The sequence below is a fragment of the Methylocystis sp. genome (genome assembly GCF_050251305.1).
Lineage (GTDB): Bacteria > Pseudomonadota > Alphaproteobacteria > Rhizobiales > Beijerinckiaceae > Methylocystis.
In genome coordinates, this window is the sequence record NZ_JBFWNB010000019.1 from 1 (window position 1) to 13,251 (window position 13,251).

General features: G+C 63.4%; 5 protein-coding genes. All 5 read right to left on the minus strand.

Annotated features, from left to right (window positions below; translation table 11 throughout):
• Positions 1-147 precede the first annotated feature (147 nt).
• Positions 148-1,338, minus strand: a complete 1,191-nt coding sequence (locus tag AB7F41_RS08450; protein ID WP_428383125.1) for an isochorismate synthase — start codon at positions 1,336-1,338, stop codon at positions 148-150.
• Positions 1,339-1,402: 64 nt separating this feature from the next.
• Positions 1,403-2,809: an enterobactin transporter EntS gene (gene entS, locus AB7F41_RS08455; protein WP_428383123.1), complete on the minus strand. Its 1,407-nt coding sequence runs from the start codon at positions 2,807-2,809 to the stop codon at positions 1,403-1,405.
• Positions 2,806-10,011 (minus strand): amino acid adenylation domain-containing protein, encoded by a 7,206-nt coding sequence (locus tag AB7F41_RS08460; protein WP_428383121.1) that lies wholly within the window; start codon positions 10,009-10,011, stop codon positions 2,806-2,808. Before AB7F41_RS08460 ends, entS begins: the two co-directional genes overlap by 4 nt.
• Before the next feature lie 43 nt (positions 10,012-10,054).
• Positions 10,055-10,279 (minus strand): MbtH family protein, encoded by a 225-nt coding sequence (locus tag AB7F41_RS08465; protein WP_428383120.1) that lies wholly within the window; start codon positions 10,277-10,279, stop codon positions 10,055-10,057.
• A 4-nt stretch (positions 10,280-10,283) separates the two neighbouring features.
• Entirely contained in the window at positions 10,284-13,250 is a 2,967-nt protein-coding gene (gene fes / locus AB7F41_RS08470; protein ID WP_428383118.1) for an enterochelin esterase, read from the minus strand.
• Position 13,251: the final 1 nt, after the last annotated feature.

Consider the following 13,251-nt stretch of genomic DNA (forward strand, 5'->3'; position numbering starts at 1 on the left):
ATTTGAAATGTCGATCGCCGCAAAACCGCGCGATCGGGGGGGGGGCGCGCCGGCGCGCGGACTGAAAAAACTCCGTCCGCGGCGCGCCGCGCCAATAGCCCTGTTCGCGATATTTTCGGACGAACGCTTCGGGCCAGGGGGTGAACTCTATTGGCATGGAGGGCGCTCGCCGGTCTCAATGCCAAAGGCGCGCAGCATGGTCCCGAGCTTGGCTTCGGTTTCCGCCCATTCGGACTCGGGATCGGACGCCTCGACGATGCCGGCGCCGGCGAAGAGTCTGATCGTATTTTCCCTGACCGTGCCGCATCGAATCGCGACCGCCCATTCGCCATTGCCCTCTGAATCGCACCAGCCGACCGCGCCGCTGAAAACGCCGCGATCGAATGGCTCAAGGTCGCAGATCAGCGAGCGCGACTCGGCGGTGGGCGAGCCGCAAACGGCGGGCGTCGGATGCAATCGACAGGCAAGTTGAAGCGCCGACGTCTGCCGGTTCACAAGCTCGCCGGTGATCAAGGTCGAGAGATGCCACATCGTCGGCGTGTTCATGAGCGCCGGTTCTGCGGGCGCGGTGAGCGCTTTGCACACAGGCTCCAGCGCTTCCTGTATGTCCTCGACGACGAGCCGGTGTTCGAAATTGTCCTTGTTCGACTGCAGAAGGCTGCGACTCGCGAGCCGATCCTCGTCCGGATCCTGTCGGCGTTTCGTCGAGCCGGCCAAAGGATTGGAATGAATAGAGGCTCCATCCTTGCGGATCAGCAGCTCGGGACTGGCGCCGAGCAATATGGAGCCGTCAGCCAAAGGCGCCTTGAAATGATAGCCGCTTGGATTTTGCTTCACCAAGGCGCTCAAGATCGTCGCGACGTCGATCGGCTGCGCCAGCTCGATTTCGAGAATGCGCGATAGCACGGCCTTGGACATTTTCCCGGCGCGAAAACTCGCAATGGCGCGCGTGACGGCGTCCTTGAAGCCATCCTTGTCGGGAAGGCTGCGCATGCCGAGCACGATGGGCGCTTGATCAGCGCGCCGCGGCTCGAGCATCAGCGACTCTCTTGCGAAACGCGTATAGCTCATCGGCACGAACAGAGAGCAAGGCTGACGTATGTCGAAAGGAATGGCGCCCGCAACGATGGGATTCGTCTGTCCCGCCTGACGCGCGCGGCCGATCGCATCCTGCACCTCCGCCTGAAGGAAACTATCGGAATGCGCCGCCCCGCACGCCGACATGCAAATCCTCTCGGCGACCCCGAACGCCCGGATGCTTTGATGGGGCGATGTGAACAGGAAGGTGGAGTTGGCTTCAATAGTCGAAACTGAAGGAGCAAGGTCAATCGCATTCATGCCGCACCTCTATCGCTATCGATGTCCCATTCTTTCAAAACCGCTTACATGCGCTGAATGCGCATCAAGCTTCCTGTTTCCCAAGCGTTGCTGAACCCGGCTGCCGGCCTTCGTCGGCGGGCGGCGTCGGCATCTCTTCGCGTCGCTCAACCGAGGCGTACCGCAGGGAGCGAAATCCGATCGCCATCGCGCCGCACGAAAGGAGCGCGAAAAGGCTGAAAATGAGAACGGCAGACAGCGGCGCAAGCGCGCGACTGAGGAATCCAAGCGCGAGCGCGCCGACAGAGTCGCCGGTCACCGCCTGAGCGGCCCACAGACCATTGACGCGCCCCAACAGCTGATCCGGCGTGTGGCGTTGAACGAGCGTGAACTGCAGAAGCGACGCGATTGAGCTCAAGTAGCCGAAGACCGCGAGGGCGCAGAAGGCCATGAACGGATCGTGCGCGATTCCGAGCGCGCCGAGCGCGACGAAGGCCCCCGCGCCGCTCGCCAGCAACAGCGCTCCGGACCCGGCGAAGCCGCCAAGCCAGCCGCTCGTCAATGCGGCGAGCGTCGCGCCGAGCGGCGCGGCCGAATACATGAAACCGACGCCCGACGGACCAACCCGGTAGACGTCCTCGCCCAGCGCCGGCAATAGAATGCGAACGCCAGCGCCCAGACTGACCAGCGCGCCCACTGCGACGACGGCGCCGACGAGCCGATTGACGAAGAGATATCCTATGCCCTCCCCCAGCGCGCGCAGCGGATGCTGTGGCGCGCGTGGAGCGGGAGGCATCGGCGGGAGTCGCGTGAGCTGAGTGATGGTGATCAGAGCGCCAACCGTCGCCGCGACATAATTCCATCCGACGCCGACGGCCCCAATGACGATCCCGCCGATGGCGGGAGAAAGTATGCCGCCCATGCGAACGGTCAGCATGTTGAAGGCGCCAGCGGCGGCAAGGTTTTCGCGACCGACGAGAAAGGGCGTCGCGGCGAGCAGCGACGTCACGCCCAGAGCGCTGAAAAAGCCGTCCCACAGGGCCAACACATACATCGCCAGCACGGACGGCGCGGCGCTGAAGCCGTTGATCGCAAGCGCCGCAAAACCAAGGCCACAGACAGATCGCGCAAAGAGAATGAGCTTGCGTCGATCCCACCGGTCCGCGAGCACCCCGCCCGCCAACAGCCCGGCCAAAGCGCCGCCGCCGCTGAGCGCCATGGCCAATCCGACTTGCATGGGTGAGCCGGTCAAATTCTGAATTTGAACCGGCACCGCCACGGTCAGCAGCCCGAGCGAAAACACCGACAGCGTTCGCGCGATGACGATGGTGCGAAACGGCGCGTTGTCGCGCAGCAGGCTGAAATCCAACAGCAGAGACGATCGACTCTTGGGGGTGCCGGCGTCCGCCGTCTTACGACAGGAATTTGAGGAGCCGCCATCGGTCTCATTATGCGTCTCAGGCGACGCGCGTTCGGGGCGCCGAGCGTTCATTGCGCTCTCCCCCTCGCCTCTCTGTCGCGCAGCAGGCCATTGAGAATCGGTCCCAGAGCCTGCAAGGAGCGCGGAGAGACAATGTCCGTGTGGGCGCAGTCCAGGTCAACGACCTGGAGCTGCCCCACATAGGGACGCCAGGTTTCCTGGACGTCCATTCCGAGCGGCAAGGTCCGCTTCGCTACGAATAGCGTTGCCGCGCCGGGATAGCGCGCCGTCTTCGCGGTGGAGAGAAGACGCACTGAATCTTCGTAATTCCTCATGATATGGCCGAACATCTCGACCTTCTCCTTCGCCAGAGCCGAGTCGAGAGCGTCTTTGGAGGCGTTCATGAACAACGCGCGCTCCTTTTCAATTTCGCGCTCTTCGTCTTCCGTCGGCGGCCTGTTCCAGTCCTGAATTTCCGGGGGATAAGTGTCGAGCAAGCCGAGGAATTCGATGGCGTCGCCTTCTTCGACAAGGCGCGCGGCGATCGCCTGGGCCACCACGCCGCCAAGCGAATAGCCGAGCAGCCGGTAAGGCCCATGAGGCTGAATTTTGCGGATCGTTTCGAGATGTCTCCTGCAGACGTCGTCCATCGTCTCGCAGGTCGCGATGACTCCGTTCGGCCGCGGCGACTGCAGTCCGATCACGGCGCAATCGCCTTCGAGATAGCGCGTAAGGACGCTGAACTGCCAGGAGAAGCCGGAGGCGGGATGAATGCAGAAGAGCGACGCGCCGGCGCCCGAGCGCAGATTCAGCACTTCGCCGAAACCGGCCTTTCGCTCTTCGCCCGCCTGTTCGTCGAAGAGCGTGCGCGCAAGGCGCTCCACGCTGGAGCTGACGATGATTTCTCCGACGGAAACAGGAATTTTGAATTCAGTTTCCAGCTCCGCGGCGAGCTGCATGGCGAGCAGCGAATGTCCGCCGAGCGCGAAGAAGTCGTCGTCAGCGTTGACCTCATCCACGGCGAGAACACGCGCGAAGATCTCTGCGAGAGTCGTCTCGATTCCCGGGAGCGGCTTGCGGCCCTGACGCGGATGCGTCTCGCCGGGCGCCGGAAGCGCGTTCCTGTCCAATTTGCCGCTGGCGTTAAGCGGGAATTCCGTCAGATGGACGACGGCCGTCGGAGTCATATGCCCAGGCAGTCGACGCGATAGCGCGCTACGCAACGCTTCGCCATCCAGCTCCATATCCTTCGCCGGAACGACATAGGCGATCAACTGGCGCTCATCGGCGCCGCCGCCCACACGTTCGCCGGTCGCTCGCGCAATGACTGCGGCCTGCGCGACGCCGGGCTGCTCCAGGAGCACGCTTTCGATTTCGCCCAATTCGATCCGCTGACCGCGAATCTTGATCTGGTCGTCGACTCGACCAAGATACTCCACCGTCCCATCGGTCAGGCGACGAACGATATCGCCCGTTCGATACATTCTTTCGCCGGCGGCGAAGGGATCGGCGACGAAGCAGCTGGCCGTCAGCGACGGGCGATTGAGATAGAAGTCGGCGAGTTGCACGCCCGAGAGGTAGAGTTCGCCGGCGACGCCGATCGGAGACGGCCGCAGCCAAGCGTCGAGAACCCGCAAGGCGGTGTTCCAGACGGGCCTGCCGATGGGAACGCTCGCCGCTTCATCTGCCACCTCTGCGCCCGCTCCGCAGGCCTGCTGATAGGTGACGTCGACGGCCGCCTCCGTCGGACCATAGAGATTATGCAGCGGCGCGCGGAATATCGTCTCATAGGCGCGGACCAGTTCCTTCGACAGAGCTTCGCCGCTGCAGAAGACGAGACGCAGGCTGCCGCAGTCCGCTTTGCCGGGTTGCGATTTCGTCGTCGCGACGAAGGTCGCGAGCATCGACGGAACGAAATGCATGACGGTGACGCGATGATCCTGAATGAGCCGAAGCAGCTCGCGCGGATCGCGATGCGCGTCCGGCGGCGCGACGACGAGGCGAGCGCCGGTGATCAGCGGCCAAAAGAATTCCCATACCGAAACGTCGAAACTGCTTGGCGTCTTCTGCAGAACGACGTCGTCCGCCGTCAATCGATACTCATGCTGCATCCAGCGCAAACGATTGACGATCGCCTTGTGCGAGACTGTTACGCCCTTCGGACGACCGGTCGTGCCGGACGTGTAGATGACATAGGCCGCATCTTCCGGGCGCGGACCAACCGTCGCTTTCGGAATCTCACGGTTCGGGCCGTCCAACAGCTCTTCGTATACGAGCAGCGCGCCCATCCGCTCAAAGCGCTCCTGTTGCTCTCGCGTCGTGACGATCAGACGAGGTCGAGCGTCCCGCGCCATGTCAGCCAGACGATCATCGGGATAGCTGGCGTCGAGCGGCAAATAGGCGGCGCCGGCTTCCTGCGCCGCCATCAGCGCGATGACGAGACGAACTGAACGCGGCAGCGCAATTGCAACGATGTCGCCGGCCGTTACGCCCGTCGCCGTGAACTTGCCCGCCAGCGCCGACACCTGCCGTCGCACCTCCCGGTATGACAGCGTATGGGCCTCGTCGACCAGCGCTATGGCGTCCGGCGTACACTGCGCCTGGTCTTCGAGCAGCTCGCAAAGGGTGCTCGGATGCCTTTCAACCTTCGTATTGTTGACGCTCGCGAGCAGCTCTTGCTCCTCGGGGAGCAGTAAATCCATCACGGAGAGCGGCGTGTCCGGATGGTCGACAATCTGTTCCAGCAGCCTCACGATGCGGCGCGCGATACGCTGAGGCTCATTTACGCCTTCACGATATTCGAGTCGCAGCTCCAGCCCGCGTCCCGGCAGAACCATCAGCGTCAAGGGATAATGCGTGTAGCCGCGGTTGCGCGCGCCGACGCATCGGAGGCCACCAAAGTCAGCCGCGAACAGGCTGGCGTCTTCCGGATAATTCTCGACCACGAGCAGCGTGTCGAACAATGTTGAGACGCCGCACAGCCTTTGAATTTCGCCAAGACCGACGCCGTCATGCTCCAGCAAGCGGATTTGCTTCTGCTGGACATTCTCAAGCTGTTCGAGGAGCGGCCGATCGGGCCGCAGCTGCAACCGGACGGGCAGCGTGTTGGTGAAAAGTCCGATATGCGCGTCGACGCCCTCGACGGCCTCGGAACGACCCGACATCGGCGATCCGAATACGACGTCGTTGCGGCCGGTCATCGTTGCGAGGAAAGCGCCCCATACGCCTTGCATCAGCGTATTGAGAGTGAGGCCGCAGGCGCGGCGCAACGTCTCGAGCTCTTCCGCGAACCCTGGCCGGAGGCTGAGCGGCAGCTCATGAATGGCGCCGAACTCCTTGGAGCTTTCAAACAGCAATGTCGGCGCTACGCCCTGCAGCGCCTCTCGCCAGGCGAGACGCGCGGGCGACGGATCGCGATTCGCCAGGCAACGCACGACGGTCGGGTAATCCGGCGCGAGAGGCGGCGCCACATGGCCGGCATAGGCGCCGAGCAGCTCGCGCAGCATGATCGTCGACGACCACCCGTCGCCGATCAAATGATGCGAGCAAACGAGCAGCGCATGCCGGTCAGGGGCGAGACGCACGAGCGTCGCATGCGCCATCATCCGCCCCTCGGACTCCGGGCCAAGAAGATCTCGATCAAGCTCTTCCCGTTCGAGACGATCGAGCTCGGAGACCTGCTCCTCTGCGCTGCAGGCGTCGAGGTTGCAGCGCTTCCATGGCCAGAGACGCACGCCTGAATCTTCGTCGATCCGCGGCAGTATCTGCAGCGGCGCGCCGTGTTGAACATCGAAAATCGCCGCCAATTGAGGATGGCGACGGAGCAGCGTCTCCAGCGCATCCCTCAGCCTTTCGACGTCAAGGGGACCGTGGAAATCAAAACGGGAAATCGCGTTGTAGCGGCTCGCCCGCTCTCCGAGCCGCGCATGAAACAGCAGCCCTTCCTGCAAAGACAAAACGGGCAGTACGGCGTCGATCGGTCCGTGACGCTCACGCAGCGCGTTGAGTTCCGCGTCGCTGATTTCGGTCGCTTCACCTGCAGTCGTGGGCGCCGCTTCGGAGTGTGACGCGAGGGCTTGCGCCATGCGCGCGACGCTGCGGCATTCGAAAATATCTCGCGGACGCAACAAGGCGCCGCGCCGCCGCAGCGCCGCACAAAGACCGATCGCCGAAATGCTGTCGCCGCCGAGATAGAAGAAGTCGTCGTCGGCGCCGACGTCATCCACCCGCAAGATGCTGGAGATGAGTTCAACCAGCATCGTCTCCGGTCCTGGAAGCGGCGGACGGCTCTTCGGTTGCGCGGCTTGGGACGGATCAGGCAAGGCTTTCCGATCGAGCTTGCCATTGGCGCTCAGCGGAAAGTCCTGCAACGCCACAATTGTCACTGGCGTCATATAGGCAGGAAGACGCTTCGCGAGAGACGCGCGCAGCGCTTCGCCGTCGATTTCGTCGCCTGGCGTTGCGGGCGTGACATAGCCGATCAACTGGCGCGCGTCGGAACCGAGCGCCGACGATTCGGCGCCGCCGAGAATGCGGGCGACGACGGCCGCCTGCCCGACCCTGGGCTGCTCCCGCAAGGCGCTTTCGATTTCGCCAAGCTCGATTCGTTGGCCGCGAATCTTGAGCTGATCGTCGCTGCGGCCAAGATATTCGACCGCGCCATTGGGAAGCCAGCGGGCGATGTCGCCCGTGCGATACATGCGTTCGCCGTCCGCCTCGGGGTCGGCGACAAAACGTCCTGCCGTCAAAGACGCGCGGCGCCAATAGCCCTGGGCGAGTTGCGCCCCGGTCAGATAGAGATCGCCGGCGACGCCGATCGGCGTGGGACGCAGACGCGCGTCCAATATGCGCAAGCCTGTGTTCCACAGAGGCCGGCCGATCGGCACGCTCGGTCCCGGCGCCGATGCGAGCGCCGGCCCGAATGCAGGCTGATAGGTGACTTCGACCGTGGCTTCGGTCGGCCCGTAGACATTATGGAGCGGAGCGTGAAACAGTTCCTCGAAAGCTTCGGCGAGCTCCCTTGAAAGGGCCTCGCCGATACAGAAAACGGCGCGCAGACTCGCGGCGTCGCGCTTGGCGTTCGCCCTGCCCCGCGCGCCGGCGACAAACGCCGCAAGCAACGAGGGCACGAAATTCATCGTGGTGACCCCATAGTCGCGAATGGCGTGAAGCAGAGCTTCCGGGTCGCGATCCACATCTTCCGGCGCCATAACGAGACGCGCGCCGCATGTCAGTGGCCAGAAGAACTCGCCGACCGAGACGTCGAAGCTGCAGGGCGTCTTCTGCAGCACCACGTCGTCGGCGCTCAGCGCATATTCGTCCTGAAGCCAGAATAGGAGATTGACCGCCGCGCCGTGAGAGACCAGGACCCCTTTCGGCTTTCCCGTGCTGCCTGAAGTGTAGATGATATAGGCCGGATGATCGGGCGCGCACGCGGTCCTCGGCGTAAAGCAACGCTCTTCGACGTCATGCGCGAGGTCGTCAAAGATCAGAACCGGACCCATCTCTTCGAACCGGCTTCGCAGCGTCGCGCTGGTGACGATCAAGCGCGGCGCTGCGTCCTCGACCATATAGGCGAGCCGTTCGTCGGGATAATTGATGTCGAGGGGCAGGTACGCGGCGCCGGTCTCCAGCACGGCCATGATGGCGAGGCTCAGGTGAACCGTGCGCGGAAGCGCGATCGCGACATGGTCCCCGGCGGTCACCCTGGCGTCGGCGAGCATTTGCGCCAGTCGGGAGACATTCCGCCGAACCTCCCGATAGGTCAGCCGACGGTCCCTATCGACGAGCGCCGTAGCATCCGGCGTCTTCGCGGCCTGTGCGGCGAGCATGTCGCGCAACGTCAGCCGCGGAACCTCCTTTGCCGTGGCGTTCGCCGCCGCAATCAGCGCGCGCTCGTCTTCGGTCAAGAGTGGCGCCGCCGCGATCGCGAGGTCGGGATCTTCCGCAAAGCGCTCGACGAGACCGGCGAGCCTCTTCGCATGCAGCTCCAGTTCGTCTTGCTGATAGCGGTCGCAATTCGCGACGAGGTCGATCGTCAGCCGGTCCTCGTCGACATAAAGGTCGATCTCCATATCTTCGACGGGTCCTGACGCCAGCTGATGCGTCACGCCCACGACGCCGTCGAAATCGAGCCGGTAATCGAACATTTTGAGATTGAGCATCGGCCCGTAGAGCGCGCGGTCCGAACCGACCAATCCGAGATCGCGCCGAAGCTGCTCCGCCTCATAACGCTGGCGCCGGCGAACCGTCTTCAATTCCGAAGCGAGCGCTCTCGCGGTCTGCGCCAGCGACATCGATGGATCGAGGCTCAGCTGTATGGGCAGGACGTTGACCACAGGACCGACGGCGAAAAGCGCGATGGACCCCATGCGCCGCATGAAGGGCATGCCGACTGTCAGTCGCGCCGCGCCGCTCATTCGATGCAGATACGCAAAGACGGCCGCCATCGCCATTTCGACGCCGGCGACGCGAACCGCAGCGCCTTGCGCCTCAAAGGCGGCCATAACCCGCGACGGAAAGGAAACTCTGCGGCGCAACGGCAATGAGAGATCCGCCGCCTGCGAGATCTTTGCGCTCGGCTGCGACAATGCGATCGGGGCCGGGAGATCGTGCGCGTGGTCCAGCCAGAACAGGCGATCCGTCTCCTGCGCCTTCGAGCCCTCGTAAGATTGATATTCTTCCACCACCTCGGCGAAGGAGACGAAAGGCGAGTCGCCGATGGGCTTGCGCCGTCTCAGCGCCGTGTAGACTTCCGCGATCCGCCGCGCGATCGCGGTGAAGCTGAAACCATCGACCATCAGATGGTGGTAGCGCTGATGCCAGAACCACCGTTCGCCGTCCGATGTTTCGCCAAGACGAATCAGAATATGGCGATAGAGCGAAACGTCGCCGTCAACCGGCAAGAATGACGACAGATCGGCGCGCATGAATTCAAGCGCCGCGGCGTCCGGATCCGGCTCTCCGCTCAGGTCAACAACGTCGGGTTCAGGCAGATCCGCCGCATTTCGGCGCTCCGGAATGATCTGCGAGAGCCGGCCGTCCTTCTCGACGAAGCGCGCGTGAACCGTGTCCGCCTCAGCAAGGCCGATGCGAATGGCCTGGCGGAAAAGTTCGACATCGACCTGGCCGTTCAACTCGACATATTGCGCGACGATGAAGGCGTTTCGCGTGGAAGAAACCTGATCGCCCATCCAGATGCCGGGCTGCGCAGCCGTGAGCGGAAGCTCAAGTTCATTCGACAGGGAAGGCCGCGAAGGCGAAGCCAGAAGCACAGTCGTTCCTTTCAACAGAACATGCCGCCTATGAGAATGCCGGTCAGCGTGAACGGGAGGCGTCTCGGAGCGATTGCGGACGCATGTCGGTCCAATGCTCATCGATAAATTTCAGGCAGGCGTTTCGGTCGCTCGGACCGAACGACTGCCGCCAGCCTGCCGGCTCCGGCGCGAATGTCGGCCACAGACTGTGTTGGCCTTGGGAATTGACCAGAACGAAAAACGTCAGGCTGTCGTCGTCGAATGGATTCTGCTGAGCGTTGTCCATTTGCTCACTCCGTCGCATTTGAAACCGCCAACGCCGAAACGTCCGGCTGCGTCGCCGCCGCACGCGCCGAGGCCGCGCAATGATCGGCCAGCAGAAAGGACAGTCCGTCGAGCAATCCGCCGCGCCAGCAGAGCGGATCGTGACCGCCCGTATAGATGCGGCAGCGGACGTCATGCCCGGCCCCGGTGAGCGCCAGATGGATGCGGTCGCCTGCTGGCCGGATCACTTTTTCGAAGCTGCCAGCCTCGAGAAACACGCGCAGAGGAGATGATGAACTTTCGCTGTTTTCGATGAGACTGGCGATGATGTCCGGTGTATCGTCCGGCGGGAGCGGCAGCTGAGGACGCGAGCCGTCACGCGCGTAATCCCCCGGCCACCAAAAGGAGCCGGACTGCGCAAGCACGCAGCCAAAGCGCTCCGGCGCGCGAAGGCCGGCAAAAAGCGCCGCGAGCCCCCCGAGGCTCTGCCCGGCGATAACGGTCCGACGCGGGTCACGCACGCAAGGCGCGACGCGGGCCACTAACGGCAGCAACTCGTGCTGAACAGCCTCGAGAAATGCGTCGTCACACGCGAGTTCCCGCATGCGCATGTCCGCGTCGAGCGAGTCGATGAGCACATAGACGCACGGCGGCAGCAAGCCGGCCTGCGTGTCATTATCCAGAGCCGAAAAGATGGGCATCGCCTCGGCCCAATATTGTCCGTCCAGGAGCAGGACAAGCGGCAGTTCGCGCGCGCCAACCGCTTCGCCGGTGCGAAAAATCCAAATGCGGCGAGTGTTGCGCAGCCGCGCGCTGTCCCACGAGAGTTGACGCAGTCGGCTCGGATCGGCGGCAGGCCGATTTTTGCGATCGACGTCGCGCCACGCCCTTTGGAACGGCGCCTTGGGAAGATGGACGGCGGAAAATGGCTGACCACGCAGGCCGACATGACAAACGCCCGGATTCAACGGATCCGTCTGTGCGCGCGTCAACGCCGAGCGCCACCATTTCCTGATTGCGACGTCGCTATCTGGGCGGCCCCCGCTCGGCGGAAGATGTTCGTCGTCGACAGGAATGAAGCTGTAACTTCCGCGCCAGTCGGCTTCGACCTCGAAGGACCAATGCCAGACATCAGAGTCGCCAATCCGCTCTAGCGAAACAGGACCGCCGCCATGGTGATCGGTCACCGAGCAGACATCGATAAAGACGCTTCGCGTCGTCGAACGCGTCCTGTCGCCTTGCGGGTCGCGCCACAGGAATGAGACGCGCGCGCGGTCCTTGCCTGTGGTCGAAATGATCGGACATCCCTCCGCAGCGACTCGACGCCACCAACGATCGGATCCAACGTTGTTGCCGAAACGCGTCTCCAACAATTGCCGGCACGGCGTCGTTATCTCGCGGGCCTTCTCGGCCGAGCCGCGCGGCGCAGCCCATACGCTGTCCGCCGGTCCAAATTTCACGCGACGCGCAGCGGCGATCGCCATCCAGACGAAGGACAAGGCGGCGCCAAGCGCGACAAGGTCGACGCCGAGCGCCGCCATGCTCGCCGAGGGTTGCAGACGGAGCGCAGGCAAGATCCAGCTCGCCAGCGTCGTAAGCGGGATCGCAGCCGTCGCAAGCGCAGCCAGCCAGAGAAGCTCAACGCTCGCCCGGGCGCCCCCTCTAATGAAGGACCAGAGGACGCTCGCAAGGAATACGGAGTAGTAGACGCCATTGTGCCAGGCGTCGATGTTCGCGACGCGGCCGTTCGCCCATTTCGCCGCCACGATCGAAATGGAGATCGCGCATATCGCGCCGAGGCAGACGCCGACCGTGGCCGAGGACAACATGCGCGTCGATGTCTTCTGATCGACAGGCCCGCCATTGCGCCGCTCGGTTCGCCGGCGCGACTCGATCCAGAGCAAATTGCCGGAATAAAAGAGAAAGGCGCCGGCGAGCCCGAGCAGAAAATAGCAGGCGCGGACGATGTCGCCGCCGAACGTCGCGAAATGCAGCGCGAAGAACGTCGCGACGACGCCCGTCCACGTCCCCTCTTTGCCGGGCAGATAGTCGGTGTTCGCAATCTCTCCGGTGACCGGGCTGAGGACCGCAAACCCCTTGCCTCTCGTCATATATCTCGTGTCGTATCCCCAAACCTGAACCGACGCGCCGCGCGAACCGGCGCTCCGATAGCGCATCTCGACCGGGACGAAACTCGGCGATGTCGCTTTCACCCGCTCGAGCAACGCATCGACGGGCTGCATGGGCGCGGGCCCGTCGTCCTTCTTGATCGCGGTGAACGGATTGCTCGCGCCGATGACCGATTTCAGACCGCCGTCATAGACGACATGATCGAGCGCATCGTAGAGTTGCTCATGCAGACAGAAGACGACGGCCGTGAGCGCGATGACGATGTGGAACGGAAGGCTGACGACGCCAACGACATTATGCGCGTCGAGCCACATCCGCTTGAGATTTGGACCGATACGAAAGGCGAAGAGATCCTTGACGAGCGAAGGCAGAACGATGATCAGCCCTGAGACGAGAGCGACGGCATAGACCGCGCTCACGACGCCCATGATCGTTTCGCCAATGTCTTTGGCGCCGGGAATGCCGGCGGTCCGATGAATATTGTCGACGAAGTCGGCAAGGCTCGACCGATCTGACCGAGAGAGTTGCAAGTCGCCTTTGGGAGAAAGATCCGCAGACCAGGGCGCCTTATCGTCTCTGGTTTTTCGCCATGTGAGCCGCGCCCAAAGATCTTCGGTCATCCCCAAATGGAGCGTGAATTCCTTGGCTGCGTCGGGGCGCGCGGCAAGCGTGCGCGCGATCAGTTCATCCGACTGCGCGAGCGGGGTGAGCCGGACCGGCGCCGGCGTTGCGACCCAGCGCGCGAGCGGCTCCGCAAAAACCGTGATGGAGCCGGCGTAGAAGGCGATGAACAGAAACATCCCGGTCGTGATGCCTGTCCACGTGTGAACAACCTTATAGAGTCGAACAACGTCGCTGCGCATC